The sequence below is a fragment of the Sphingomonas sp. LR55 genome, assembly GCF_036856015.1.
In the GTDB taxonomy this organism is placed as follows: domain Bacteria; phylum Pseudomonadota; class Alphaproteobacteria; order Sphingomonadales; family Sphingomonadaceae; genus Sphingomonas.
Genome location: NZ_JASPFO010000001.1, coordinates 2,877,230 through 2,903,157, shown reverse-complemented (window position 1 = coordinate 2,903,157; position 25,928 = coordinate 2,877,230). Strand labels below are relative to the sequence as shown.

16 protein-coding genes and 7 pseudogenes are annotated in these 25,928 nt (G+C 66.4%); 11 read left to right on the top strand and 12 right to left on the bottom strand.

Annotation, left to right across the window (positions count from 1 at the left end; all coding sequences use genetic code 11):
* Positions 1 to 259 precede the first annotated feature (259 nt).
* Positions 260 to 1,826 (top strand): annotated as a pseudogene (locus QP181_RS13870) (peptide chain release factor 3).
* A gap of 141 nt (positions 1,827 to 1,967) precedes the next feature.
* Here the strand turns inward: QP181_RS13870 and QP181_RS13865 are convergent.
* The 5 genes from QP181_RS13865 to rpmF all read right to left on the bottom strand — a co-directional run bounded on the left by QP181_RS13865 (position 1,968) and on the right by rpmF (position 4,972).
* Positions 1,968 to 2,354 carry a MerR family transcriptional regulator gene (locus QP181_RS13865; protein WP_132895767.1) on the bottom strand — a complete coding sequence of 129 codons (387 nt, stop codon included), beginning with the start codon at positions 2,352 to 2,354 and terminating at the stop codon, positions 1,968 to 1,970.
* A gap of 8 nt (positions 2,355 to 2,362) precedes the next feature.
* Positions 2,363 to 2,665, bottom strand: a complete 303-nt coding sequence (locus QP181_RS13860) for an integration host factor subunit alpha (protein WP_333928892.1) — start codon at positions 2,663 to 2,665, stop codon at positions 2,363 to 2,365.
* A 92-nt stretch (positions 2,666 to 2,757) separates the two neighbouring features.
* A complete protein-coding gene (locus QP181_RS13855) occupies positions 2,758 to 3,726 on the bottom strand; it encodes a beta-ketoacyl-ACP synthase III (RefSeq protein WP_333928891.1) in 969 nt (322 codons plus the stop codon).
* The gene (gene plsX, locus QP181_RS13850; RefSeq protein ID WP_333928890.1) at positions 3,723 to 4,751 is read right to left on the bottom strand and encodes a phosphate acyltransferase PlsX; all 1,029 of its coding nucleotides are present in this window, start codon (positions 4,749 to 4,751) and stop codon (positions 3,723 to 3,725) included. The genes QP181_RS13855 and plsX overlap by 4 nt, the downstream gene beginning before the upstream one ends.
* A gap of 41 nt (positions 4,752 to 4,792) precedes the next feature.
* On the bottom strand, positions 4,793 to 4,972 hold the full coding sequence (gene rpmF / locus QP181_RS13845) for a 50S ribosomal protein L32 (protein ID WP_056054400.1): 180 nt from the start codon (positions 4,970 to 4,972) through the stop codon (positions 4,793 to 4,795).
* A gap of 283 nt (positions 4,973 to 5,255) precedes the next feature.
* Between rpmF and QP181_RS13840 the strand changes: the two genes are divergently transcribed.
* Both QP181_RS13840 and QP181_RS13835 read left to right on the top strand, forming a co-directional pair.
* Positions 5,256 to 5,621, top strand: a complete 366-nt coding sequence (locus tag QP181_RS13840) for an MAPEG family protein (RefSeq protein ID WP_333928889.1) — start codon at positions 5,256 to 5,258, stop codon at positions 5,619 to 5,621.
* Positions 5,618 to 7,243 carry a M28 family metallopeptidase gene (locus tag QP181_RS13835; RefSeq protein ID WP_333928888.1) on the top strand — a complete coding sequence of 542 codons (1,626 nt, stop codon included), beginning with the start codon at positions 5,618 to 5,620 and terminating at the stop codon, positions 7,241 to 7,243. The genes QP181_RS13840 and QP181_RS13835 overlap by 4 nt, the downstream gene beginning before the upstream one ends.
* A gap of 253 nt (positions 7,244 to 7,496) precedes the next feature.
* On the opposite strand, the gene QP181_RS13830 is transcribed toward QP181_RS13835, so the two are convergent.
* Positions 7,497 to 8,174, bottom strand: a complete 678-nt coding sequence (locus tag QP181_RS13830) for an MBL fold metallo-hydrolase (RefSeq protein WP_333928887.1) — start codon at positions 8,172 to 8,174, stop codon at positions 7,497 to 7,499.
* An 80-nt stretch (positions 8,175 to 8,254) separates the two neighbouring features.
* On the opposite strand from QP181_RS13830, the pseudogene pabB reads away from it, so the two are divergent.
* The 4 genes and pseudogenes from pabB (at position 8,255) to msrA (ending at position 12,382) form a co-directional block, all read left to right on the top strand.
* Positions 8,255 to 10,013 (top strand): annotated as a pseudogene (pabB, locus tag QP181_RS13825) (aminodeoxychorismate synthase component I).
* Positions 10,014 to 10,063: 50 nt separating this feature from the next.
* Positions 10,064 to 11,263 (top strand): pyridoxal phosphate-dependent aminotransferase, encoded by a 1,200-nt coding sequence (locus QP181_RS13820; RefSeq protein ID WP_333928886.1) that lies wholly within the window; start codon positions 10,064 to 10,066, stop codon positions 11,261 to 11,263.
* A gap of 246 nt (positions 11,264 to 11,509) precedes the next feature.
* On the top strand, positions 11,510 to 11,659 hold the full coding sequence (locus tag QP181_RS13815; RefSeq protein ID WP_167397741.1) for a hypothetical protein: 150 nt from the start codon (positions 11,510 to 11,512) through the stop codon (positions 11,657 to 11,659).
* Between the two features lie 63 nt (positions 11,660 to 11,722).
* On the top strand, positions 11,723 to 12,382 hold the full coding sequence (msrA, locus tag QP181_RS13810) for a peptide-methionine (S)-S-oxide reductase MsrA (RefSeq protein ID WP_333928885.1): 660 nt from the start codon (positions 11,723 to 11,725) through the stop codon (positions 12,380 to 12,382).
* Between the two features lie 154 nt (positions 12,383 to 12,536).
* On the opposite strand, the gene pdeM is transcribed toward msrA, so the two are convergent.
* Entirely contained in the window at positions 12,537 to 13,199 is a 663-nt protein-coding gene (gene pdeM / locus QP181_RS13805; RefSeq protein WP_333928884.1) for a ligase-associated DNA damage response endonuclease PdeM, read from the bottom strand.
* Between the two features lie 125 nt (positions 13,200 to 13,324).
* On the opposite strand from pdeM, the pseudogene QP181_RS13800 reads away from it, so the two are divergent.
* Positions 13,325 to 15,297: pseudogene (locus QP181_RS13800) on the top strand (potassium transporter Kup).
* 399 nt (positions 15,298 to 15,696) lie between these two features.
* Here QP181_RS13800 and QP181_RS13795 read toward each other — a convergent pair.
* From QP181_RS13795 to QP181_RS13780, 4 genes and pseudogenes are all read right to left on the bottom strand, one after another.
* Positions 15,697 to 17,092 (bottom strand): annotated as a pseudogene (locus QP181_RS13795) (M20/M25/M40 family metallo-hydrolase).
* Positions 17,093 to 17,166: 74 nt separating this feature from the next.
* A complete protein-coding gene (locus QP181_RS13790; protein ID WP_333929642.1) occupies positions 17,167 to 17,721 on the bottom strand; it encodes an aspartyl protease family protein in 555 nt (184 codons plus the stop codon).
* Between the two features lie 106 nt (positions 17,722 to 17,827).
* Positions 17,828 to 17,974 (bottom strand): annotated as a pseudogene (locus QP181_RS13785) (aspartyl protease family protein); the annotation flags it as partial.
* Positions 17,975 to 18,338: 364 nt separating this feature from the next.
* A complete protein-coding gene (locus tag QP181_RS13780) occupies positions 18,339 to 20,726 on the bottom strand; it encodes a ligase-associated DNA damage response DEXH box helicase (protein ID WP_333928883.1) in 2,388 nt (795 codons plus the stop codon).
* A gap of 127 nt (positions 20,727 to 20,853) precedes the next feature.
* Here QP181_RS13780 and QP181_RS13775 point away from each other — a divergent pair, with 127 nt between their 5' ends.
* From QP181_RS13775 to QP181_RS13765, 3 genes and pseudogenes are all read left to right on the top strand, one after another.
* Positions 20,854 to 21,459, top strand: coding sequence for a hypothetical protein (locus tag QP181_RS13775; protein WP_333928882.1), 606 nt, complete (start codon positions 20,854 to 20,856; stop codon positions 21,457 to 21,459).
* Between the two features lie 89 nt (positions 21,460 to 21,548).
* Positions 21,549 to 22,546, top strand: a pseudogene (locus QP181_RS13770) (ligase-associated DNA damage response exonuclease).
* A 62-nt stretch (positions 22,547 to 22,608) separates the two neighbouring features.
* Positions 22,609 to 24,249: a S10 family peptidase gene (locus QP181_RS13765; protein WP_333928881.1), complete on the top strand. Its 1,641-nt coding sequence runs from the start codon at positions 22,609 to 22,611 to the stop codon at positions 24,247 to 24,249.
* Positions 24,250 to 24,352: 103 nt separating this feature from the next.
* Here the strand turns inward: QP181_RS13765 and rpoN are convergent.
* Positions 24,353 to 25,843, bottom strand: a pseudogene (gene rpoN / locus QP181_RS13760) (RNA polymerase factor sigma-54); the annotation flags it as partial.
* Between the last annotated feature and the right edge of the window lie 85 nt (positions 25,844 to 25,928).

The following is a 25,928-nucleotide window of genomic DNA, read 5'->3' as shown; positions in this document are numbered from 1 at the left end:
GCTGACCTACCCACCCCCAACCCCTCCCTTCCAGGGAGGGGGGAGCGTTGCGTTTGGGGAGCAGAGGCGCTCCTGCCACCGGTCCTCATCCAAGCCCCCTCTGTCCTACACGCCTCGCATCTGCCAATAGCACGCGATGATCGCCGCATGCCGCCTCCTCCCGATCCCGCCGCGTCCCGCGCGGGAAGGGGATTGCGAGCGGCACGTAGCCTGAACTTTCTTACCTTCCGAGCCCAGACTCGGCGCACCGGACCTTATCATGACCCAATTTCCCCGCCGCACCTTCGCGATCATCTCGCATCCCGACGCCGGCAAGACCACGCTGACCGAGAAGCTCCTGTATTTCGGCGGCGCGATCCATCTCGCCGGCGAGGTGAAGGCGCGCGGCCAGACCCGCCGCGCGCGCTCCGACTGGATGAAGATCGAGCAGCAGCGCGGCATCTCGGTCACCTCGTCGGTGATGACGTTCGAGCGCCAGGGGATCACCTTCAACCTGCTCGATACGCCAGGCCACGAGGATTTCTCCGAGGACACGTATCGCACGCTTACGGCGGTCGACTCGGCCGTGATGGTGATCGACGCGGCCAAGGGCATCGAGCCGCAGACCCGCAAATTGTTCGAGGTTTGCCGCCTGCGCAACGTGCCGATCATCACCTTCGTCAACAAGGTCGACCGCGAGGGCCGCGATCCGTTCTCGCTGCTCGACGAGGTGGCCGAGATGCTCCAGCTCGACGTCTGCCCGATGAGCTGGCCGGTCGGCATGGGCGGCGAGTTCGAGGGCGTCTACGATCTCTACGCCAACACGCTGAGCCGCCCCGAAGGCGACAGCCGCGAGTTCATGGGCAGGGCGATCCCGTTCACCGGCATCGACGATCCCGAACTCGCCAAGATCCTCAGCCCCGAAGCGATGATCCGCCTGAACGACGAAGCCGAACTCGCGCAGGGCGGCTATTCGAGCTTCGCCCCCGAGGCGTATCGCGCGGGCAATTTGACCCCGGTCTATTTCGGCTCGGCGCTGAAGGACTTCGGTGTCGCCGAACTGATCGCCGCGCTCGCCGACTATGCCCCGCCACCGCGCGCAGCCCGCCGAGCCTGCGCCCGTCTCGCCGGACGAGCCCGAAGTCACCGGCTTCGTGTTCAAGGTGCAGGCGAACATGGACCCCAACCACCGCGACCGCATCGCATTCATGCGGCTGTGCTCGGGCGTGTTCAAGCGCGGCATGAAGCTCACCCCGACCGGCCACGGCAAGCCGATCGCGGTCCATTCCCCCATCCTGTTCTTCGCGCAGAACCGCGAGCTCGCGGACGAGGCGTTCCCCGGCGACATCATCGGTATCCCCAACCACGGCACGCTGCGGGTCGGCGACACGCTCAGCGAAAAGGCCACGATCCGCTTCACCGGCCTGCCGAACTTCGCGCCCGAAATCCTGCGCCGCGTCGTGCTGAAGGACTTCACCAAGACCAAGCAGTTGCGCAAAGCCCTGGACGACATGGCCGAGGAGGGGGTCACGCAGGTGTTCTACCCCGACATCGGCTCGAACTGGATCATCGGCGTCGTCGGGCAGCTCCAGCTCGAAGTGCTGCTGTCGCGGCTGGACGCGGAGTACAAGGTCGCGGCGGGGCTTGAGCCCGCGCCGTACGAGACCGCGCGGTGGATCTCGGCGGAAGACCCGCTGGAACTCAAGACCTTCGCCGAGATCAACCGCGGCGCGATGGCCAAGGACCGCGACGGCAACCCCGTCTTCCTCGCCAAAAGCGCGTGGGAAGTGAATTACATCGCCGAGCGCTATGCGAAGATCCGCTTCGCCGCGACGCGCGAGCGATAGGTTACCCGCTGATCCTCCCCTGTGAGGGGAGGTGGCAGTCCGCGGGACTGACTGAGGGGTTGTGCGCTATCGAGGGGGTGTCACCCCTCCGTCTGGCAAGTGCCAGCCACCCCCCGTGCAGGGGAGGATCACCCGTAAAATTCAGTCCGCCGCCAGCGCCTCGGCGAGCATATCGCGGATCGCGCGCAACGCGGTCATCGGCGACTCGGCCTGCGCGACGATCTCGCCCGGTCCCGGTATCGCACCCGCACCCTTCTCCCCCGCCAGCAACTGCTGGACGCCGCGCACGGTATAGCCCTCACGGTTGAGATACTGGTCGATCCGCCGCACCAGTGCGACGTCCTCGGCGCGGTAATAGCGCCGGTTGCCCGCGCGTTGCAGCGGCTTCAGCTGGGGAAAGCGCGTTTCCCAATAGCGGAGGATGTGCTGCGGAAGGCCAGTGTCGCGCGAAAGTTCGCCGATCGTCCGAAACGCCGCACTGGCCTTTTGCCCCCCGGCATCGGGCAGTGCGTCGTCGGTATCAGGCATATCGGGTGTCAGTCGGCACCGACGATGCGTTCCCGCATCATCTGGCTTGCGCGGAACGTCAGCACGCGGCGCGGCGCGATCGGCACTTCGATGCCGGTCTTGGGGTTACGGCCGACGCGCTCGCCCTTGTCGCGCAGCACGAACGTGCCGAATCCCGAAATCTTGACGTTCTCGCCCTGCGACAGCGCGCCGCACATCTCGGTCAGGATCTGTTCGACAATCTTGGAGGAATCCGAACGTGACAGCCCGACCTCCTTGTGGAGCGATTCAGCCAAGTCGGCCCGCGTCAAAGTACCCGTCGTCATGATCATCAAGCTCCCACACTCGGCGAACCTCCTACACAAGCACGTCGGCGACCGGAAGAACTTTTGTTCTACAAGCGAATCGATACGTTTCGAACGGCTTAGAAGCGGATAACTGCAGCGCCCCAGGTGAAGCCGCCGCCCATCGCTTCGAGCACTATGATCTGCCCCTGCTTGATCCGTCCGTCGCGTACGGCGACGTCCAATGCGAGCGGTACGGAAGCAGCCGACGTATTGGCGTGCTGGTCGACTGTGACCACAACTTTCGCCGGGGCAAGACCCAGCTTCCGCGCGGTCGCGTCCAGGATACGCGCGTTCGCCTGATGCGGCACGACCCAGTCGACCTGGTCCGATGCCAGCCCCGCCATCGCCAGCGACTCCGTCATGACCGAGGCCAGATTGGTCACCGCGTGGCGGAAGACCTCGCGGCCCTTCATGCGGAGCTTGCCGACCGTCCCGGTCGTCGAGACGCCGCCGTCGACGTAGAGAAGCTCGTTGTGGCGGCCATCGGCGTGCAGCTTCGTCGTCAGGATGCCGCGGCCGCCTTCGTCCACGGTGTCCTGCGCTTCGAGCACGATCGCACCGGCGCCGTCGCCGAACAGCACGCAGGTCGTCCGGTCTTCCCAGTCGAGGATGCGGCTGAACGTTTCCGCACCGATCACCAGCGCGCGCTTGGCGACGCCGCTGCGGATCATGCTGTCGACCACCTGGACCGCGTACAAGAAGCCCGAGCAGACCGCGGCGACGTCGAACGCGACGCAGTCGTCGATGCCGAGCATCGCCTGCACCTTGGTAGCGCTCGATGGGAAGGTCTGGTCAGGGGTCGCGGTGGCGAGCACGATCAGGTCGATACTCTGCGCCTCGATACCGGCCGCGGTCAAAGCCGCGCGGCACGCGTCAGCGGCTAGCGTCGCTGTCGTTTCGCCTTCGCCGGCGATGTGGCGGAAGCGAATGCCGGTGCGTTCGACGATCCACTCGTCGCTGGTGTCGACCTGTTCTGCGAGTTCTGCGTTGGAGACGCGACGCGCAGGCAGGGCGGAGCCGGTGCCGATGACGACCGAACGGATCATGCCGCCTTCCCCACGCTGCCAAGATCATCGGCAATTCGCCGAACCAGGTCGTTGCGGACCATCTTCGTGGCATTGCCGATCGCGGTCGCGACGCCGCGCTCGGTGGCGCCGCCGTGGCTCTTCACGACGATGCCGTTGAGGCCGAGAAACACCGCGCCGTTATGATTGTTCGGATCGAGATGATCGCGCAGCAATTCGGTCGCCGGGCGAGAGATCAGGAAGCCGAGCTTCGACCGCACCGAACTACGGAACGCGCGCTTGAGCAGGTCGGCGACGAATCGCGCGGTGCCCTCGGCGGTCTTCAGCGCGATGTTGCCGGAGAATCCGTCGCACACGACCACGTCGACCTCACCGCGCGACAGCCGGTCGCCCTCGATGAAGCCGTTGAACTGCATGTCCACGGCCGGCGTCGCGCGCAGCTGGGCCGCTGCGTCGCGGATCTCGTCCGTGCCCTTCATGTCCTCGCTGCCGATATTCAGCAGCGCGACGCGGGGGTGCGGGATGTCGAGCGCGGTGCGGGCATAGGCGGCACCCATGATCGCGAACTGGACGAGATTGCGCGCATCGCACTCGGTGTTCGCGCCGAGATCGAGCATAACCATATCTGTATCGCCCAAGGTCGGCAGACGCGCGGCGAGCGCCGGCCGGTCGATCCCGGGCAGCATCCGCAACGACAGCTTCGCCATCGCCATAAGCGCGCCGGTATTGCCCGACGACACCGCGGCAGCGGCGCGGCCCTGTTTCACCAGGTCGATCGCGATGCCCATCGAGGTCTTCTTGGCACGCCGGATCGCCTGGGTCGGCTTTTCGCTCGACCCGACGACTTCCGGCGCGTGGACGATCTCCGAATTCTGCGACAGGTTCGGATGAGCCTTCAGCCCCTCGCGAATCGCAGTTTCGTCGCCGACCAGCAGAAAGCGCATGCCCTCGAATTGATGACGCGCGAGCGCGACACCGGCGAGCATCACTGCCAGCCCGTCATCGCCACCCATCGCATCGACCGCGATCCAGCCGCTGTCGGGCATCATCAATCCTTCGTTCAAGTTAGAGGTTCCGGATGGAAGCCTCAGCCCTCGATCGAGAGGATTTCACGACCGTTATAGTGACCGCACGAACCGCACAGGTTGTGCGGACGCTTCAGTTCGCCACAATTCGGGCATTCCTGGAACGACGCGATCGTGAGCGAGTCGTGGCCACGGCGCATGCCGCGCTTGGAGGGCGAGGTTTTTCTTTTGGGGACGGCCATTTCGGCACCTTGTTCAATCTAAAGGTCGGGGCTCCGAGTACGCCCGGACACGGAACTCGGCAACCGACATGAATGCCGGCCGCCTGAAGCAACCCATGCGGCCTGACGCTCGCGAAGCGTGGCGCTATAGCGATTTCGTCCCGCGTTGCAACCATTGGTCACCAGTGGCAGGACCCCGGCAGACATCCAACGAGGGGCAACGCCGTGATATTACCCGTAACGCTGACGATCGCCGCGGCTGCTGCCGTCGTCAATCTGTGGCTCGCCTTCCGAGATCGTGCCGATGCGCGTGAAGGGCAACGTCCTGATCGGCGACAATGGCGATGCGCGGTTGCAGGGGCGGATGCGCGCGCATGCGAACTTCACCGAATATGCGCCGTTCATTCTGATCCTGATCGGGTTGATCGAACTCGCAGGCGGATCGACCCTCTGGCTGTGGATCGCGGGCGCGGTGTTCGTGATTGCGCGTGTAGCGCATGCGTTCGGGATGGATCGGACGACGTCGAGCGTACCGCGGGCAGGCGGTGCACTGGCGACGTGGGCGCTGATGGCGTTGCTCGCCGGCTGGGCGCTGACGATCGCGTATCAAGCGAACGCAGTGCCGGCCGCCAAGACCTTCCAGGTCTTGCCGTCGGGGTCGCAGGCATGAGCGCGCGCTATCTTCTTGCCGCCGCCACGCTGCTCGCCGCGTCGCCCGCGGTTGCCCAAGTTTCTCCCGAACGCCTGTCGGCCGACGTAAAGACGCTCGCCTCCGATGCGTTCGAGGGGCGCGCGCCCGGCACCCCCGGCGAGACCAAGACGATCGACTGGCTGATCGCGCAGTTCAAGGCGATGAAGGCGCAACCCGGCGGGCCGAACGGCAGCTGGACGCAGCCGGTGCCGCTCGTCCACACCCGGATGGCCTCGGGCACCGTCCGCGCCGGCGATACCGCGCTGGTGCAGGGCAGCGACGTCTATCTGAGCACGGTGCGCGGGGTCGACCGCGTCGCGATCGCGGGCGCGCCGATGGTGTTCGTCGGCTACGGGGTCAGCGCGCCGGAACGCGGCTGGGATGACTTCAAGGGGCTCGACCTCAAGGGCAAGGTCGCCGTCTTCCTCGTCAACGATCCCGATTTCGAAGCGGTCGCCAGCGATGATGCGAAGGGCAAGTTCGGCGATCGTCGGATGACCTATTACGGCCGCTGGACGTACAAATACGAGGAAGCGGCGCGGCGCGGTGCGGTGGCGGCGCTGATCGTCCACGACACACCGGGGGCGGGCTATGGCTGGAGCACGGTGACGGCGCCGGCGGGCGAGAATTACGACATCGTCCGGAAGGACCCCGAATCGCGGGTGATGCTTCAGGGCTGGCTCGAAGGTGGCGCGGCGACTCGTCTGTTCGCAGCCTCCGGCCTCGACCTCGCGGCACTTCGTAAAGCCGCGCGGCGGAGCGACTTCCGCCCGGTCGCGCTGAAGCAGGCGTTCACCACCGACCTGCCGGTCAAGCACGACACCGCCGTAAGCCAGAACGTGCTCGCCAAGCTCCCCGGCACGAAGCACGCGGACGAGGTCGTGATGTTCGGGGCGCACTGGGACGCCTACGGCATCGGTGCCCCCGACGCGCAGGGCCGCACGATCCGTCCCGGCGCAAACGACGACGGCTTGGGTGTGGCCGGCGTGCTCGAACTCGCCCGCGACTTCGCCAAGGCCCCCCGCACCGACCGCAGCCTCGTCTTCGCACTGTGGAGCGGCGAGGAACGCGGCCTGCTCGGCTCGGAAACCTATGCGGTGAACCCGGTCTATCCGGCGGCGAAGACGGTCGCCAATCTGACGCTCGACATCCTCCAGACGGCAGGCCCCGCAAAGGACGTCATGCTGGTCGGCGCCGGCCAGAACTCACTGGAGGACATGCTGGGTGACGCTGCAAAGGCCCAAGGCCGCGTCGTGACACCCGAAGCGCTCCCCGAGCGCGGGCTGTTCTACCGCGCCGATCATTTCTCGGTCGCGCGCCGCGGTGTGCCGACGTTGCTGCTGATGGCGATCAGCGGCGCCCCCGATCTGGTCACGGGTGGTCGGACTGCGGGGCAGGCTTGGCTCGACGGGTATATGAAATGCTATCACCAGACGTGTGACGCGTGGGGCGCGGACTGGGATCTGCGCGGCGCGGCGCAGGACGTGGATCTGTTCCAGACGATCGGGACTAAGCTGGCGAGCAGCCGGTTGTGGCCGGAATGGCGCGACGGGTCGGAGTTCAAGTCGGTGCGGGGTGAGACGGCGGGGGAGCGGAAGTAAGCCCGTACCCTGCTCTGGCAACCACCCCGGCGAAGGCCGGGGCCCAATTGGAAAGGTTGCAGTGACGGAGCGCTACCTACCCAATCTACGTCCCCCAATTGGGCCCCGGCCTCCGCCGGGGTGGAGTGATTGGGAGGGTGGCGCTTCTTCTTCTCGTTCCCCCGCGAAGGCGCGAGCCCAAGGTTACGGGCGCTATCGCGTGGTATCCTGGACCCCCGCCTTCGCGGGGGAACAGCTTAGGGGAGGGTAGCAGCTACCCCGCCAAAGCCCGATCGCTCACGAACATATTCGTCGCCCGCTCATGCGCGAACGTGCTCGCCGGGCCATGTCCCGGAATGAAGCTCGTATCGCTCCCCAGCGGCCAAAGCTTCTCGACGATGGACTTCACCAGCGTCTGGTGATTGCCCCCAGGCATGTCCGACCGCCCGACCGAGCCCTGGAACAGCACATCCCCCACCTGCGCGAACTTCGATGGCGCGTGGTGGAAGATCACGTGCCCCTCGGTATGCCCTGGCGTCTCGTACACATCGAGCACGAGATCCCCGACCGACACCGTGTCGCCCTCCACCAGCCACCGGTCCGGCTCGAAATTCACCCCCGAAATCCCGTATTTCGGCCCGTCCTGATCGAGCCGCTGCAACCAGAACCGGTCCGCCTCGTGCGGCCCCTCGATCGGCACGCCGAGATCGTTCGACAGTCGCTTGGCACCGCCGGCATGATCGATATGCCCGTGCGTCAGCAGGATCTTCTCGACCGTGACCCCCGCCTGTTCGACCGCGGCCATGATCCGCGGCAGGTCGCCGCCCGGATCGATCACCGCCGCCTTCATCGTCGCGGTGCACCAGAGGATCGTGCAATTCTGCTGGATCGGCGTGACCGGCACGATGGCAGCACGGAGCGGGGGCGCAGCGCGGAGGGGAGGATTTGTCATGCCGCTGAAATAGGATAGCGCACCGGTTGGAGCAATCGCCGCTTGCGGTTTGCCCCGTGCCCCGTGCAACAGTCGCGGCGATGTGGACCGCGCCCTTCGTTTTGTTCGATGACGCCCGCGAGGGGGCGCTCCGGCACGATTGTACCGCGATCCCGTCCGGATCGTCCGCGCCGATACGCTCGCCGAGGTTGGCCCCGCGCTCGACGCGCTCCGTGACGCCCGCGGGGAAGGGCTCCACGCCGCCGGGTATCTCACCTACGAAGCCGGCGCCGCGCTCGCATCGAAGCCGGTCGACGTCCGCACCGAAGGACCGCTGCTGTGGTTCGGTCTGTTTGCCGGCTATGAAACGATCGCCGCGCAAGACGTCGCCGCACTGCTCCCCGATCCCGCGGGCGCATGGACCGGCACACCCCGACCGCTGATCGACCGCGACACCTACGACGCGAGCCTGTCGCGCGTTCTCGACCTGATCGCCGCAGGTGATATCTACCAGGCGAACCTCACCTTTGCCGCCAGCGTGCCGTTCGTCGGCAACCCGCTCGCGCTCTATGCCCGGCTGCGGCGCCAGGCGGGGGCGGGGTACGGCGCGCTGATCGACACCGGCGAGACGCGCTTCCTGTCGCTCTCCCCGAACTTTTCTTCGCACTCGACGGCGACACGCTCACCTGTCGTCCGATGAAGGGAACGGCACCGCGAGGCGATACGCCCGACGCCGACCGCGCGCTCGCCGAAGCGCTCGCGGCGGACCCGAAACAGCGCGCCGAAAACCTCATGATCGTCGACCTGATGCGCAACGACCTGTCGCGGGTCGCGCGCCACGTCGCGGTCCCGGACCTGTTCACCGTCGAGACCTATCCGACCGTCCACCAGATGACCTCGACCGTCACCGCGACCCTGAAACCCGATTGCGACGCGGTCGACGTCCTGACCGCATTGTTCCCGTGCGGATCGATCACCGGCGCCCCCAAACAGCGCGCGATGGAGGTCATCGCCGAAGTCGAGCACGCGCGCGTCCGCAGCATCTACACTGGCGCGATCGGCCGCCTCGATCCGAACGGCGACGCGATCTTCAACGTCGCGATCCGGACGTTGGCAATTCAAGACGGCAAGGCGATGATGAGTCTCGGCTCGGGCATCGTAGCCGACAGCGACGCCGACGCGGAATGGGCGGAATGCCATGCCAAGGGCGCGTTCGTCACCGCCGGCCAGCGCCCCTTCGACCTGATCGAGACGATGGCGTTCGACCCTGACGAAGGTTTGACCCGCCTCGAAGCCCATCTCGCGCGGATGAAGGCCAGTGCCGAGGCGCTCGGCTTCACCTTCGACCGCCACACCGCGCGCAACGAACTGCAAGCCGCAACCTTCCGGTTGCGCGGGCCCCGCCGCGTCCGCCTGCTACTGAGCCCATCGGGCGCGATCGCGATCGAATCCGCGCCACTGCCGCAGTCCCCTGCGCAGGCAACCGTCGCGATCGTGCCCTTGCCGGTCGCCGCCGCCGACTTCCGCCTGCGTCACAAGACGTCCGCGCGAGACTTCTACGACGATGCTCGCAAGGAAGCGGGGACGTTCGAAGTCGTGTTCGAGGATGCCGACGGCTTTCTTACCGAAGGCAGCTTCACTTCGCTGTTCGTGCCGCGCGGATCGGGGCTCGCAACCCCGCCGCTACGGCATGGCCTGCTCCCGGGCATCCTCCGCGCCGATCTGCTCGAATCGGGCCGCGCGATCGAGGCGCCGATCACCCGCGCCGACCTCGCCCACGGCTTCTTCATTGGAAATGCGGTTCGCGGGCTGATTCCGGCTATCGTTACGGTTGCGAATTCGGCCAAGCGGAGCGTATAGCGCCCGCGAATTCCGCGGCGACGCTCGCGGACAACCGCAAAGGTTACACCATGCACGCATCCGCCGCGCTCGGCCGCATCAGCCCCTCGCCGACGCTCGCGATCACCAGCCGCGTCCTCGAACTGAAGCGCGCAGGCGTCGACGTGATCGGCCTCGGTGCGGGCGAACCCGATTTCGACACGCCGGACTTCGTAAAAGAGGCCGCGATCCAGGCGATCCGCGACGGCAAGACCAAATACACCAATGTCGACGGCACGATCGAGCTGAAGCAGGCGATCGTCGCCAAGTTCGCGCGCGACAACAACCTCACCTACACCACCGACCAAATCAGCGTGAACGTCGGCGGCAAGCACACCCTGTTCAACGCGATGGTCGCGACGATCGATCCGGGCGACGAGGTCGTCATCCCCGCGCCGTACTGGGTCAGCTATCCCGACGTCGTGCAGTTCGCGGGTGGCGTACCCGTCATCGTCAAGGCGGGCCCCGAGGTCGGCTACAAGCTCGATCCCGCCGCGCTCGATGCCGCGATCACGCCGAAGACCAAATGGGTGATCCTCAACTCGCCGTCGAACCCGACCGGTGCCGGCTACACGATCGACGAACTGAAGGCGCTCGGCGCGGTGCTGGCGAAGCACCCGCACGTGTGGATCTTCGCCGACGATATGTACGAACACATCGTCTATGACGGCTTCAAGTTCGCGACGATTGCGGAAGCCTGCCCCGAACTGTTCGAGCGCACGCTGACCGTCAATGGCTGCTCGAAGGCCTATGCGATGACCGGCTGGCGGATCGGCTATGCGGGCGGCGCGGCGTGGCTGATCAAGGCGATGGCCAAGCTCCAGTCGCAGTCGACCTCGAACCCGTGCTCGATCGCCCAGGCGGCGGCGGTGGCGGCGCTCAACGGTGACCAGTCGTTCCTCGCCGAGCGCAACACCGCGTTCCAGGGCCGTCGCGATCTGGTCGTGGCGATGCTCAACGAGATCGACGGCATGCATTGCCCGACGCCCGAGGGTGCGTTCTACGTCTACCCGTCGTTCGCCGCGCTGATCGGCAAGACCACGCCGAACGGCCGCCTGATCGACACCGACGAGGCGATGGTCGGCTATCTGCTCGACGACGCCAAGGTGGCGGTGGTGCAAGGTGCGGCGTTCGGCCTCAGCCCCGCGTTCCGGATCAGCTACGCGACGTCCGACGCGCTGCTCCGCGAGGCCTGCACGCGCATCCAGACGGCGTGCGCTGCACTGAAGTAACTGCTCGATCCTCCCCTTGCGGGGGAGGATTCTAGGTTCGAGCAACATTCGAGACACGCGGCGACATCTCTCGGCAATCCTGCCGGGCGATACCTGCTGCACGATGAACGCATCGGCCACGGCGCGTTAATCGAGAGTTTCTAAAAACGACATTGTGGTTGGCCGGCATCTCTACGACATGCCGGTCCGTAGCTGACGCTGACCTATCCGGCCGGCGCCATCACTGGGTTTCATTGGGATCGCATCATGCGCAGCATCGTAAAGTCGAGTTTCTTCTGGCAGTTCAGCGGTGGTTTCGTCCTCGGCGCCATCGGCTTGCTCGCCCTCCAGCCCGCCGAAGCCCGCCAGACCTTCGCCAGCCATTTCGAGCACAGCGCCTCCGCCACCGCGCGATAACCCCCACCTGATAACTGCGGCGGCGGCCTAGCGAAGCGCAAGCGCAACCCCATGTATCAAAACATGAAAAAGCCGCTTCTCGCCACGCTCGCCGCCGTCGGTATCGCCGGTGCGTTTATTGCCACCGGCACCGCGCAAGGCGCCCGCGCCGTCGTCATCCCCGCCGTCAAGACCGACCTGCCCGCTGCGCCCGGTATCCAGACCGCGGTGCTCGCCGGCGGCTGCTTCTGGACGATGGAAGCAGTGTTCGAGCATGTGAAGGGCGTGAAGGCCGTCACGACCGGCTATGCCGGCGGCACCAAGGCGACGGCGACTTACGACCAGGTTTCCGCCGAGACGACCCGGCATGCCGAAGCGATCAAGATCGCCTACGACCCCCGCGTGGTCAGCTACGGCACGCTGCTCCGCGTCTATTTCTCGATCGCGCACGATCCGACGACGTTGAACCGCCAAGGGCCGGACAGCGGCACTAGCTATCGCTCGGCTATCTTCCCGCAGTCACCGGCCCAAGCACAGGTTGCCCGCGCGTACATCGCGCAACTCGGTGCCACGCATGCGTTCTCCGGGCCGATCGTGACGAAGCTGGAGACGGGCGCGTTTTATCCGGCCGAGGCGTATCACCAGAATTTCTACGACCGGAATCCGACGCATCCGTATGTCGTGATGTGGGACAAGCCGAAGGTAGCCGCCTTCCGCGCAGCGTTTCCGACCATTTCTAGCTGAGCGGACACCTGCTGTCAGAGCCACCACCCCGGCGGAGGCCGGGCCCAATTGGAAAGGTCGAAGTAACGGCGGCCTAACCTCCGTTATAAAACGCTCGCAATTGGACCCCGGCCTTCGCCGGGGTGGTGGCCTTTTATCTGATCAGCGACAAGCGTCAGGCAGCAACCGGGAACCGCAGCATCCGGTCCGCCACCGGCACCATAGCCTCGGCGCCTACCCCAACCGCGCGCACGATCTCAGGATGGTCCACATCCAGCCCGCCAGTCAGCGACCCGAACGCCGGCAATATCAGCTTAATCGCCGTCGCCACGAAACACCGCCGCGCAACAGACTTCCCCCGCACCCGCAGCCGGAGCTTCGGATGGAAATGCCCCGACAGTTCCGGTCGCGTCTCCGCCCGGTCCGCTTCATGCCGCAGCACCAGCCCGTCGACGACCACCTCGTCCACCACCTCCCCGCCACACCGATCGAGGATAGCCGGATCGTGATTGCCCGTGATCCACGTCCACCGCGTCCCATCGGTCATCGCCCGCAGCATGTCCTGCGCGCGCTGCGGCAATCGCTCGCACCCGTCGCTGTCGTGAAAGCTGTCGCCCAGGCACCAGACTTCGCGCGCGCCAGTCGCGGCGACCAGCGCGGTAAGATCGGCCAACGTCGCGATCGAATCATACGGCGGCAGCATCTGGCCACGCTTGGCGAACCAGCTCGCCTTCTCGAAATGCAGGTCGGCGACCAGCAGCGCACGCCGCTCCGGCCAGAACAGCGCGCCTTGCGCCAACGCCAGAAGCGCATGCCCGCCGAACGAAAAGGGAACCATCCGCCCGCCATGCCGCCCCCGCCTTGCCGAATCAACCCGTCATCGGCGCGAACCGGGTGGGGCTTGCGCATGCCCCCAATCGGCGTAAAGCGCGCCGTCCCCTCAGGAGGAGCGCTCTTCGCGCCATGACGTCCGTCGCCGGAACACCCCAAACTGCCGCTGTACCGGAAACGCCTGGCGATCTGTCGGCGGCGCATCTGCATCCGCACCCCGCCCTCGCCGCCTTAACCGTCGGCGCGATCGGCGTGGTGTTCGGCGATATCGGCACCAGCCCGCTCTATGCGTTCCGCGAGGCGCTCGGCCAGACGTCCGCAGGCGGCATCGATCCGACCGAGATCCTCGGCGTGCTCAGTCTCGCATTGTGGTCGCTGTTCCTCGTCGTCACCGTCAAATACGTCATCTTCCTGATGCGCGCCGACAACCAGGGCGAAGGCGGGGTACTCGCGCTCGCCGCGCTTGCCCGGCGTGCGCTCGGCATGCGGTCACGGATCGCGATCGTGCTCGGCGCGGCGGGCGCGTCGCTGTTCTACGGCGATGCGATCATCACCCCGGCGCTGTCGGTGCTGTCCGCCATGGAGGGCCTGCGGACCATCCCCAGCGCCGCACACATCTTCAACGAAGGCGTCGTCCGCGCGCTGACGATCGGTATCCTGATCGGGCTGTTCCTGATCCAGTCGCGCGGCACGGCGCAGGTATCTAAGCTGTTCGGCCCGGTCTGCATCCTCTGGTTCGTGGCGATCGGCGCGCTCGGCATCTGGCACATCGCCGACGAGCCCTCGATCGTCCGCGTGTTCCTGCCGACCTACGGCATCTCGTTCCTCGCCACGCACGGCGTTACCGGCCTGTTCGTGCTCGGCGCCGTGTTCCTGACCGTTACCGGCGCCGAGGCGCTGACCGCGGACATGGGCCATTTCGGCAAGCTGCCGATCCGCATCGGCTGGTTCTTCCTCGTCTTCCCGGCGCTCGCGCTCAATTACCTGGGGCAGGGCGCATTCGCCTTGTCGCGGCTCGAGGATGCGGCGGCGCGCGGCGTGCCGTTCGTCAATCAGGACTGGTTCTTCCTGATGGCGCCCGAATCGCTGCGCCCCGCGCTGATCATCCTCGCCGGCTTCGCGACCGTCATCGCCAGCCAGGCGGTCATCACCGGCGCGTTCTCGCTGACGCAACAGGCGATCCAGCTCGGGCTGCTCCCACGCCTGCGCATCCGCCAGACGTCGGCGGTGTTCGCCGGTCAGATCTACCTCCCGGCGATCAACTGGCTGTTGCTGATCGGCGTGCTGGTGCTGGTGATCCAGTTCAAGACGTCGTCGGCGATGGCGGCCGCGTACGGCATCGCGGTGACCGGCACGATGGTCGTCACCACCTTGCTCGCCTACATCGTCGTCCGTCATCGCTGGAACTGGTCGCGCCCGCTTGCCCTGGCGGCGATCCTGCCGTTCCTGACGCTCGACCTGATCTTCTTCGGCGCCAACATCCTCCGCGTGATCGAGGGTGGCTGGGTGCCGCTGGTCATCGCCGCCGCGATCGGGCTGATCATCTTCACCTGGGTGCGTGGCAAGAAAATCGTCAGCGCGTTCGAGAAGCGCCAGAGCATCCCGCTCAGCGATCTTGCTTCCGCGCTGGAAAAGCGCCCGCCCGAACGCGTCTCGGGCACCGCGGTGTTCCTGACCGGCAACCCGCATGCGACGCCGGGCGCGCTGCTGCATAACCTCAAGCACAACAAGGTGCTCCACGAGCGCAACCTGATCGTCAGCATCCGCACCGCGGATCGGCCGTTCGTCGAGGAGTCCCAGCGTGCAAAGGTGGAACGCGTCGACGACAATTTCTCGATCGTCGTGCTGACCTACGGCTTCATGGAATCCCCCGACGTGCCGCGCGATCTCGGCGTCGGCAACAAGACCGAGCAACTCGGGCTCGACCCGATGCGCACCTCGTTCTTCATCGGCCGCAACACGCTGAAGCCCGACGCGGAAAAGGGCATGCCGCCTTGGCAGGACCGGATCTTCCTGTTCCTCCAGCGCAACGCCAGCGACCCCACCGACTTCCTGAAGATCCCCCCGGCAAGGTGCTGGAACTAGGCGAACAGGTCACGGTGTAAGCCGAAAGCGGGGCGGACGGTTAGCGCGTACTCCCTCGCCCCTACGGGGAGAGGGAAGGGGCCCGCGGCGCTTGCCGTGGGAAGGGAGAGGGGCGTTGGGACGCACGGTCTCGAGCCCCAAGCCCCTCACCCTTCCGTCGCCTGCGGCTCCTCCCTCCCTCTCCCCGAAGGGGCGAGGGAAGGCCTCGTTACCCAGCGAACGCCTTCACCAACCCGAACAGATAATCCCGGCTAACAAAACTCCCTCGCCCCTCCGGGGAGAGGGAAGGGGCCCGCGGCGCTTGCCGTGGGAAGGGAGAGGGGCGTTGGGAGTCACCGTCCCGAGCCTCACGCCCCTCTCCCTTCCGTCGCCTAAAGGCTCCTCCCTCCCTCTCCCCGAAGGGGAGAGGGAAAGGACGTTCACCCAGCAAACGCCTTTACCAAGTCGAAGAGGTAGTCGCGGCCGTCGTACAGCGAAGCCACCCGAATTCGCTCGTTGAGGCCATGAATACCCCCCATGTCCTTGTCGATGAAGACGCCGGGTGCCCCGTAGACCGGGATTCCGATCGCCTCGAAGAAAATGCCGTCGGTCGCCCCGGTCGACATCAGTGGGAGAATCGGCAGGCCGGGGAAGTGCTTCGCCGCGACCTTGGTCACCGGGCCCATGATCTTCGGATCGAGCGTCGGCGGGATCGCGGTCGGGCGGACCGGCTGGTTCGCGGTCACCGTCACCTTCGCCCCCGCCAGTTCCTTCAGCTTGGCGAGCGTGCCCTCCACCGTCTCCCCTGGAAAGATCCGGCAGTTGATGTTCGCCGTCGCGCGCTGCGGAAGCGCGTTCTCGGCGTGCCCCGCGCTCAGCAACGTCGCCACGCACGTTGTCCTGAGCGTCGAATGCATCGCCTTGTCGCGACTGACGATCGCATCCGCCGTCTTGTCCTCGGGGTTCGCGAGCAGCTTCGTGATCGCATCCCCCATCTCGCCCGGCATCGCCTTCGCGCTGGCCGCGAAGAACGCCTTGGTCGTGTCGGTGAACTTCACGGGGAACTCGTAGCCCTGGACTGCCTTCACCGCATCTGCGAGCTCGTAGATCGCGTTCTCGGGGATCGGCTGCGAGCTGTGCCCGCCCGGGTTGGTGGCGAGGAACGTGTAGTTCTGCGCCGCCTTCTCGCCGACCTGGATCGCGAGCAACTGGCGCTTGCCGTTATCGTCGAGCCGCCCGCCGCCGCCCTCGTTCAGCGCGAACTCGGCCGCGATCAGGTCGCGCTTCGACTTCGCCAGATACTGCGCGCCGTTCCACGCGAAGGTCGTCTCCTCGCCGCAGGTCAGCGCGAGCTTGATCGTCCGCTTGGGCTTGTAGCCGGACGTCTTGAAGCGGATCATCGCGTCGGACCAGATCGCCGCCTGCGCCTTGTCGTCGACGGTGCCGCGCGTAATAATAGCCGCCTTCCTCGATCAGCTTGAACGGATCGCGCACCCAATCCTCGCGCTTGGCCTCGACCACGTCGAGATGCGCTAGCAGCAGCATCGGCTTGATCGACGCGTCCGATCCCTTCAGTACCGCGACCAGCCCACCGTCCTTGGGGTGCTCCGGCACCGAGAAATAGGTGACGTCGGCGTCTGCATAGCCCGCCGTCTTCAGCCGCGCGCCGATCTGTGCCGCGGCCTGCGTGCAGCTGCCGGAGGATATGGTCGTGTTGGTCTCGACCAGCTCCTTGTAGAGCCCGAGAAACGCCTTCTGGTCGGGCCGCGATTGCGCCTGTGCAGTAACAGGCGTGGTCAAGATCGCCGCCGTGAGTAGCCAGCCAGTCGCGCGCATCGTCGTCCCCTTGTTCGTTCCGGTACAGAGAGTTGCAGCGAACAGGCGCCGACGCAACCTCGACGCCGCGGCGCTCACCGTCGGCGTGTTCCGCGCGGCAAAGTGAGCCGCACCTCGCGGTTGGCAAAGTCGATGTCGACGCGGCGGAACAGTTGCAGCACGTCCATCCCGAGCAGCATCGCCGGGCGCTCGGACAAGCCGAACTGGCGGAACGGCGGCGCATCGATCGCGGTGAACGCGACGGGCAGGTCGCCGAGCGTCAGGCTGCCGATCGAGACGCGGTCGATCGTGGTGTAATCCGCGACCACGGTTTCGCCGGTGACGCCGGTCAGCGACACGGGCTGCGACGCCCCCGCGCTGCCGAGGCCCTTGCGCGTCACCTTCCGGCGGAGCGCGGCATTGGCCATGCTGACCGAGGTGCCGGTGTCGAGGATCACGCGGATACGGATGCCGTTGCAATAGGCGTCGGTGACGACGAGCTGCCCGAACAGGCTGCGCGCGCGGATGACGATTTCGTCGGGGGCGGCGCGTTCGCGAGTCTGACGTTTGTGGGAGGGGGTGACGGTCATCGTCTTCGTGTCGAAGTCGATCCCCACCGCATGATCCTGCAACATGTCGATCCCGAGCAACCCGCGCGCCGAGGTTGATCGCGCTGATCGCAGGGGCCTCGATCGCGGCGCTGCCGATGACGCTGACCTTGAGCGAGGGGATGATGACGGTACCGATGCTGTCCGATCCGGTCATGCCGGTGACGCGGACGGTCCGGCCGGGGGCAAGGCCGAGCGTCGCGGCGAGTTCGCGGGCGATGACGGTACGCTGCGCACCGGTATCGACGACGAAGGGGAAGGGGCCGGCGCCGGCGATCGTTACCGGTACCGTCATGCGGGTTTCGTCGTCGCCAAACAGGAGCGTGGCGGGGTCGGGCTCTGCTGCGGATGCTGCACTTGGCGGGGGTGCAGCATTTGTGCGCGGGAGCGCTGCGTCCTGGGCGCTGGCCTGGGCGGCGATGGCTAGCAGTAGTGGGGCTAGACACCTGTGCATGCTGTAAATGCTGCGCCTGAATTCACGCGCGTGCAACTACCGTTGTTAAGGACGAACGTCCCTCTCAAACGCTACCACCCCAGCGGAGGCCGGGGCCCAATTGGGGGAGGTCGCTAATGGAGGGCAGCGCTCCGTTACGGCCACCTTTCCAATTGGGCCCCGGCCTTCGCCGGGGTGGTGTTTCAACGTGGGCAGCCGCCGCCCCTCAATCCGGCCGCATCGCGTCGGCGATCATCGCCTCCGCCTCGATCAGCAGCGCATCGTCCGAGCTGTTCGTGGCCACCTTCTCGCGCCCGATCAGCGTCAGCACCGGCACCGCGAGCGGCGTCACGCGCTCCAGATCGACATGCACCATCGTCGCCGCCGCGCGATCGAGCAGCGACGCCAGCCGCCCGACATCGGTCATCCGTGCCCGCGCATCCGCCCACGCCGCTTCCAGCAACAGATGCGTCGGCTCGTACTTGCGCAGCACGTCGTAGATCAGGTCGGTCGAGAACGTCACTTGTTTGCCGGTCTTGCGCTTGCCCGGATGCTGGCGCTCGACCAGCCCGCCGATAACCGCCACCTCACGGAACGCGCGTTTGAGCAGATGCGATTGCTGCACCCATTCGACGAACTCGTGTTCGAGGATATCTGCCGAGAACAACGCCGCCGGATCGATGATCTTCTCCAGCCCATACACCGCCAGCGCATAGTCATTCGCGACGAAGCCAAGCGGTTTGAGCCCCTGCGTCTCCATCCGCCGCGTGATCAGCATGCCGAGCGACTGGTGCGCGTTCCACCCCTCGAAGCTGTACGCGACCATGTAATGCCGCCCCTCGCGCGGGAACGTCTCGACCAGCAACTGGCCGGGCTCGGGCATGACCGACCGATACGCCTGCATCTCCAGCCATTCACGCACGTCGTCGGGGAAGCGCGCCCAGTCGCCGGGATGCGCGAGGAAGCCACGGACGCGGTCAGCGAGGTTGGTCGACAGCGGCATCCGGCTGCCGCCATAGGTCGGGATCCGCGCGGGCTTCGACGTCGCACGCACGACCAGATCCTCGAGGTCGATCTTCATCACCTCGAGGCTCAGCCCGGCGAAGAAGAACGTGTCGCCGTGGCTCAACTGCGCCGCGAACGCCTCCTCGACGCGACCGAGCACGCGGCCATTGCCGAACCGCACGTTGAGCATCGTCGCCTCGACGATGATGCCTGCATTCAGCCGGTGCTGGCCGATGAATTTGGGGTGGCTGACGCGCCACGTCCCGTCCGCGTCCTTGGTCAGCCGCTTGAATCGGTCATACGCCTTCAGCGAATAGCCGCCGTCGCTGATGAAGTGCAGCACGCGCTCGAACGTCTCGGTCGGCAGCGCCGAATAGGGGAGCGCAGAGCGGATCTCTTCGAGCAGGTCGCCCTCGCGAAACGGTGCCGCGCACGCACACGCCATCACGTGCTGCGCCAGCACGTCGAGCGCGCCGACGCGAAAAATGTCCGCATCGAGTTCGCCCGCCTCGACCGCGTCGAGCGCCGCGCGCGCCTCGAGATATTCGAACCGGTTGCCCGGCACGACGATCGCCTGCGACGATTCGTCGAGCCGGTGGTTGGCGCGACCGATCCGCTGCAACAGCCGCGACGACCCCTTCGGCGCGCCCATCTGGATCACGCAATCGACATTGCCCCAGTCGACGCCCAGATCGAGGCTCGACGTAGCTACCAGCGCACGCAGCTTCCCCTCCGCCATTGCGTTCTCGACCTTCCGCCGCGCCTCCTTGGCCAGGCTGCCGTGGTGGACGCCGATCGGGAGGTTTCCCGCATTCACCTTCCACAGATCCTGGAAGATGAGCTCCGCCAAACTCCGCGTGTTGCAGAACACGATCGAGGTCTCGTGCGCCTCGATCTCGGCCATCACCTGCGCGGCGGCATAGCGGCCCGAATGTCCCGACCACGGCACGCGGCCCTCGGGCAGCAGGATCGCGATGTTGGGATCCGCGCCGGGCTCGCCGCGGACCATCGCGACCTGGTCGATATCGCCGTCGGGGGCGAGCCACGCGCGATAGCCATCCGCATCTGCGACCGTGGCCGACAGCGCGACGCGGCGCATCCCCGGCGAGATCGTCTGCAACCGTGCCATGCAGAGCGACAACAGGTCGCCGCGCTTGCCGGTCGCGAACGCGTGCACCTCGTCGACGACGATCGTGCGGAGATTATCGAACATCGTGATGCTGTCGGGATAGCTCAGCAGCAGCGACAGAGACTCCGGGGTCGTCAGGAGAATCTGCGGCGGCTTGATCCGCTGCCGTGCCTTGCGGTCCGACGGCGTGTCGCCGGTGCGCGTCTCGACGCGGATATCGACGCCCATCTCGTCGATCGGCGTCAGCAGGTTGCGCTGCACGTCGACCGCGAGCGCCTTCAACGGTGAGACGTAGAGCGTGTGCAGGCCCGTGGTAGGCGCCTCGATCAGTTCGGCAAGCGTCGGCAGGAACCCGGCGAGCGTCTTCCCCGCGCCGGTCGCCGCCACCAGCAGGGCATGATGCCCCGCGCGGCCCTCGGCGAGCATCTCGAGCTGATGCCGCCGCGGCCGCCAACCGCGTGTGGCAAACCAGTTTTCCAAGGGGGAGGGAGGTCGCTCACGGCCTGTTCACGCATCGTCGTCATATGGGGGCGTCGCGCCGCACCGCTATGGACCGCGTGCGGAACGACCGCCACTTTGGCTAAAGCTCTGTTGTGAAAGACGATCGGTGTCGCTTTTTCGTTATCTCCTGCCCCTACCGTTGCTCGCACTCCTGCCGTTCGCCAATGCCACTGCCGCCAACAAGTCGTTCGTCGGCGGGGGCGGGATGGTCCGCTTGTCCTACGCCTCCAGCCTGACGCCGACGCGCAATTTTGCAGGCCGGCCGCTGATGAACAGCGGCTGGCGACAGATGTGGGATGGCGCCCCGGTCGGGCGCGGCGTCGGCATCGTCCGCTTCTGGCAGGTCGCCAAACCGACCGATGGCCAGGGCCAGGTGACCGAAATGATCCAGGTCGGCTTCAGCCGCAGCGCAGCCGTGGTGGCGACCTGCGGCACCGAAGGACTGGTCTCGGGGCATGCGAAGCGGCTTCCCAACCGGATGCTCGGCGGCCACCGCTGGACGGTCTATACGAACGGCGATGCGGGCATGAGCCAGCAGGTCAACGCGACCAACTTCCGCAGCGTCATCAACGGCGCCTGCTATGCGATCGACCGCGTCACCTATGCGGTACGGGCGGCGAACCCCGCGAGCCGCAACGCACCGACCCAGGCGGTGGCCGCAGCGCGGATGGACGCAATCCTCGCGACGATCAAGGTCGGCGGTCGGCGCTGATCGATCCTCCCTTTGGCGGGGGATGACGACGTAGGGCGGTGCATACGCCGCCGACGGGACCGCACCCCTACGTCACGCGTTACTGCCGCATGGCAAAACTTGGCGACTGGCTCGAACCGCATCCGCACGGCATCCTCGTCAAGCCGATCGACGCGTGGATCGACCCGTCGATCCCGACCGCGAAGGCGCTCGTCACGCACGGCCACGCCGATCACGCACGTGGTGGCCACGAGGCGGTTTGGGCCACGCCGGAAACGCTGGCCATCATGGACGCGCGTTATGGCCCACAAGCCGGCAACCCGGTCGCGTATGGCGAGACGATCCGGATGGGAGAGGTCGATATCGGCTTCGTCCCCGCCGGCCACGTCCTCGGCTCCGCGCAGATCGTGCTCGATTACCGCGGCGAGCGGATCGTCGTCTCGGGTGATTACAAGCGCCGCGCGGATCCGACCTGCACGCCGTTCGAGCCTGTCAAATGTGATGTCTTCATCACCGAGGCGACGTTCGGCCTTCCTGTGTTCCGCCACCCCGACACCGGCGACGAGATCGACAAGCTGATCGCCGCGCTGCACGCCAACCCCGATCGCTGCGTCGTCGTTGGCGCCTATGCGCTCGGCAAGGCGCAGCGCGTGATCGCCGAACTGCGCGAGCGCGGGCATGAGGCGCCGATCTATATCCACGGCGCGCTGCAAAAGCTTTGCGACCTGTATGCCGAGCATGGCGTGCGGCTTGGCGAACTGCTCCCGGTGGCGGACGCGAAGAAGGCGGATATGGCCGGGCACGTCGTGATGTGCCCGCCCGGCGCGCTCAACGATCGCTGGTCGCGGCGGCTGCCCGATCCGATCACCGCGATGGCGAGCGGCTGGATGCGGGTGAGGGTCGCGCGCGGCAGAAGAACGTCGAACTGCCGCTGATCCTGAGCGATCACGCCGACTGGGACGAACTGACCGCGACGCTGACCGAGATCGCACCGAAGGAGGTGTGGGTGACGCACGGCCGCGAGGATGCGCTGGTCCACTGGTGCATGACTCGTCAGATCAAGGCGCGCGCGCTGGCGCTGGTCGGGTTCGAGGACGAGGACGACTGAGGCCTTGCGCTTTGCGGAGGCTGCGGCAGGATAGGGCATTGCTTCTGTCGCAAGGATATTCCGTGGCCCGTTCGACCAAGTTCGCCGCTCTGTTGGTATTAGCGCTCTCGACCACTGCCATCGCGCAGGACGCGCCGAAGAAGGACAAGTCCGAGAGCAACGCCGATCGGATGAAGGCCGAGGCGGAGGCGGACTACGCCAACGCGCCGGTCGCCGAGCAGGAGGTCAAGTCGAAGGGCCGCGTCACGGTCGGTGGCAAGTCGCTCGGCTATACCGCGACCGTCGGCACGCTGACGCTGCGCGATACCGAGGGCAAGCCGACCGCCAGCCTGTTCTACACCGGCTACACGCTCGACGGCGTGAAGCCCGGGACCAAGCGGCCGGTGACGTTCTTCTACAATGGCGGGCCGGGGTCGCCTAGTTTCTGGCTGCACATGGGCTCGTTCGCGCCGGTCCGGTTGCGCACCGCCAACCCCGAATATATCAAGCCCGCGCCGTACGACTTCGGCCCCAACCCCGACACGCTGCTCGACAAGACCGACATGGTGTTCATCGACGCGGTCGGCACCGGCTATTCGCGGCCGCTCGGCGACACGAAACCGTCCGCGTTCTACGGCGTCGACGAGGATGCCGACGCGTTCGCCAAGGGCATATTGCGCTACGCCACCAAATACGGCCGCTGGAACAGTCCGAAGTTCCTGTTCGGCGAGAGCTACGGCACCACCCGGTCGGGCGCGCTCGCGTATCAGTTGCAGGATCGCGGGATGGCGCTGAACGGCGTCGTCCTGCTGTCGTCGATCATGAACTATGGCTACCGCCAGCCGGGGCTCGACGAGATCTATCTCAACTATCTGCCGAGCTATGCGGCGAGCGCCTGGTATCACAACCGCCTGCAGAACCGCCCCGCCGACGTCGCCACGATCGTCGCCGAAGCGCGGGCGTTCGCGACCGGGCCGTACGCGGCGGCGTTGTCGAAGGGGCAGACGATCTCGGACGCGGAACGCGATGCGGTCGCCACCCGGATGAGCCAGTTGATCGGGATCTCGCCCGACTTCATCAAGCGCGCCAACCTCCGCATCGATCTCGCCCGCTTCCAGAAGGAATTGTTGCGCGATCAGCGCCTGACGCTCGGGCGGTTCGATTCGCGCTACACCGGCGTCGACAGCGATGCGGCGGGCGAGCGGCCCGAGACCGACGCGTCGGACACCGCGATCGCCGGCGCGTTCATCGCGACGTTCAACGACTATGTGACGCACACGCTCGGCTACAAGACCGAGATGCCGTACCGCCTCAGCGCGCGCGATGCGCCCGGCTGGACGTGGAACTGGAAGCACGACGCGCCGGGTCGCGGTGGCCAGTCGCAGAATAATCCCAACACCGCGGTCGATCTCGCCGCGGCGATGCGCGAGAATCCGTATCTCAACGTGCTGTCGATGAACGGCTATTACGACATGGCGACGCCGTTCTTCGGGACGGAGAACGACCTGGGGCACATGATGCTCGATCCGTCACGGCAGCGGAATTTGGCGTTTCGCTATTATCCCGCGGGGCACATGACGTATCTGAACCCCGAGGCGCTGCACCAGATGAAGGCGGACTTGGCGCGCTGGTACGATCAGGCGGTCGGCGAGGCGCGGAGTGCGACGCCGCCGGGTGGGGCGAGTGTTTCGGGTGCGGAGGATTCGGGGCAGGTGCCCAACTGAGCCATTCCGTCATCCTGGGCTCGACCCAGGATCCAGAGCCAATGGCGCCGTCCTTTGGGGCTCTGGATCCTGGATCAAGTCCAGGATGACGGAGCCTACCGAACCCCTCCAGCGCCTTCGCCCGGCGGCGTTGCACCGAACTGCCGATTCCCAGCGCCTCGCGGTATTTCGCGACCGTCCGCCGCGCGATGTCGAAGCCTTTGGCGTTGAGCAACTCGACCAGCGTATCGTCCGACAGGATCTTCGCGCCCTCGGTATCGATCAGCGCCTTGATTGCGGATTTCACCGCTTGAGCCGACACCGCCTCGCCGCCGTCCGCCGACTGGATCGCGCTCGTGAAGAAGTATTTCAGCTCGTACAGCCCGCGCGCGCACGAGACGTATTTGTTGCTCGTCACGCGGCTGACGGTCGATTCGTGCATCTCGATCGCGTCCGCCACCTGGCGCAGCGTCAGCGGGCGGAGATGTGCGACGCCCTTCAGGAAGAACGCCTCCTGCTGCTTCACGATCTCGGTCGCGACCTTGATGATCGTCCGCTGGCGCTGGTCGAGCGCCTTCACCAGCCAGTTCGCGCTCGCGAGGCAGTCCGACAGCCACGCCTTCGACGCCTTGTCCTGCTGCCCGCCCGACAACTCGGTGTAATAACTCCGGTTGACCAGCACGCGCGGCAAAGTCGACGCGTTGATCTCGATAGCCCAGCCTGCTTTCGTCCGCGCCACGAACAGGTCGGGGGTCACCGACTGCGACGGCTCGCCGCCATAGCGACAGCCGGGCTTCGGATCATAGCCGCGCAGCTCGCGGATCATGTCGGCCATGTCCTCGTCGTCGACGTCGCACATCCGCTTGAGCCGAGTCAGTTCGCCACGCGCGAGCAGGTCGAGATTGTCGATCAACCGCGCCATGCAGGGGTCGTAACGATCCGCCTCGCGCGCCTGCAATGCAAGGCACTCGGCAAGATCGCGCGCGCCGACGCCGGTCGGGTCGAACGTCTGGATCGTCGCCAGCACGCCCTCGACACGGACCAGCGGCACGCCAAGCTGGTTGGCGATGTCGAGCAGCGACACGGTCAGGTAGCCCGCCTCGTCGATCTGGTCGATCAGGTGCGCAGCGATGAACGCGTCCTCGTGCGGAATTGCGGGCCCGGCTTGCGCGAGCAGGTGATCCGCGAGGCTCAGGCTGGTATCCGCGAACGCGTCGAGATCAGGGCCGTCCTCGCCGCCGGCACCGCCCGCGCTCGCGCCGGTCATCGAGAGCGCGCCGTCCATCCCGCTGCCGCCGTCGGCGACGCTGTCCTGCTGGTGGCTTTCGGTGGCGTAGTCGACGTCGAGCGTCGGTTCGTCGCCACTACCCGTGCCCGCGACGAGTTCGTCGGCGGCGACGCGTTCGTCGCGGGCTTCGGGGGCGGGTTCGCGGTCGGGGGCGTCACTGTCTTCGGCGGCGCTGGCCTCAAGCAACGGGTTGCGCTCGACTTCCTCGGCGATGAAACCCTCGATCTCGAGGTTCGACAGCGCCAGCAGCTTGATCGCCTGCTGGAGCTGCGGGGTCATCACCAGCGATTGCGACTGGCGGATGTCCAGGCGGGGGGCGAGGCTCATGCCGGGGAGTCCCGCAGAGAGCCGAACAACTCAATTCCGTCACCCCAGCGAAAGCTGGGGTCTTCCACGATCAGAGCGCGCGCCC

What these genes read in the sequence shown, in the direction of transcription:
- QP181_RS13865 (WP_132895767.1), bottom strand. Translation starts at nt 2,354, where the DNA reads ATGCCTGATACCGACGACGCACTGCCCGATGCCGGGGGGCAAAAGGCC.
- QP181_RS13860 (WP_333928892.1), bottom strand. Translation starts at nt 2,665, where the DNA reads ATGATCATGACGACGGGTACTTTGACGCGGGCCGACTTGGCTGAATCG.
- QP181_RS13855 (WP_333928891.1), bottom strand. Translation starts at nt 3,726, where the DNA reads ATGATCCGTTCGGTCGTCATCGGCACCGGCTCCGCCCTGCCTGCGCGT.
- plsX (WP_333928890.1), bottom strand. Translation starts at nt 4,751, where the DNA reads ATGCCCGACAGCGGCTGGATCGCGGTCGATGCGATGGGTGGCGATGAC.
- rpmF (WP_056054400.1), bottom strand. Translation starts at nt 4,972, where the DNA reads ATGGCCGTCCCCAAAAGAAAAACCTCGCCCTCCAAGCGCGGCATGCGC.
- QP181_RS13840 (WP_333928889.1), top strand. Translation starts at nt 5,256, where the DNA reads ATGCGCGTGAAGGGCAACGTCCTGATCGGCGACAATGGCGATGCGCGG.
- QP181_RS13835 (WP_333928888.1), top strand. Translation starts at nt 5,618, where the DNA reads ATGAGCGCGCGCTATCTTCTTGCCGCCGCCACGCTGCTCGCCGCGTCG.
- QP181_RS13830 (WP_333928887.1), bottom strand. Translation starts at nt 8,174, where the DNA reads ATGACAAATCCTCCCCTCCGCGCTGCGCCCCCGCTCCGTGCTGCCATC.
- QP181_RS13820 (WP_333928886.1), top strand. Translation starts at nt 10,064, where the DNA reads ATGCACGCATCCGCCGCGCTCGGCCGCATCAGCCCCTCGCCGACGCTC.
- QP181_RS13815 (WP_167397741.1), top strand. Translation starts at nt 11,510, where the DNA reads ATGCGCAGCATCGTAAAGTCGAGTTTCTTCTGGCAGTTCAGCGGTGGT.
- msrA (WP_333928885.1), top strand. Translation starts at nt 11,723, where the DNA reads ATGAAAAAGCCGCTTCTCGCCACGCTCGCCGCCGTCGGTATCGCCGGT.
- pdeM (WP_333928884.1), bottom strand. Translation starts at nt 13,199, where the DNA reads ATGGTTCCCTTTTCGTTCGGCGGGCATGCGCTTCTGGCGTTGGCGCAA.